Raw genomic sequence first — 335 nt, forward strand, 5'->3', positions numbered from 1 at the left:
TTATAGTCCGGTGGATGTTTTGAGCAAAAACGCGCTCACCAAATTTATTGACTTTACTATGAATATAAACCAAGGCTGGGTAACCCGCACTATGGGGTAGTAAATCTTTTACTAAACGCTGTTCACGGCAGCCGCCTCTAAATTCTGGTAGGTAATAGAACAGAGGTTTTTCAACGTCGAGTATTCCTTCGCTGGCAAGCTTCATCAGCGCAAAGTTAGGGGCAAAAATTTTTGAATTTGAATCTATATCAAAAAAGGTATCGTTTTGCATGGCTTGTGGTCATTCAAGCTCCCTGCCATCAACATGGTACGTTTTAGCGGCTCAATAATCGATT

General features: G+C 41.2%; 1 protein-coding gene. It reads right to left on the bottom strand.

What is annotated here, in order from left to right:
* Nucleotides 1–271: serine hydrolase (locus CWC02_RS20515; RefSeq protein ID WP_249364150.1), on the bottom strand; the 271-nt coding region annotated here is incomplete at its 3' end.
* Between the last annotated feature and the right edge of the window lie 64 nt (nt 272–335).

Source organism: Pseudoalteromonas sp. S2721 (assembly GCF_005887425.1).
In the GTDB taxonomy this organism is placed as follows: Bacteria; Pseudomonadota; Gammaproteobacteria; order Enterobacterales; family Alteromonadaceae; genus Pseudoalteromonas; species Pseudoalteromonas simplex.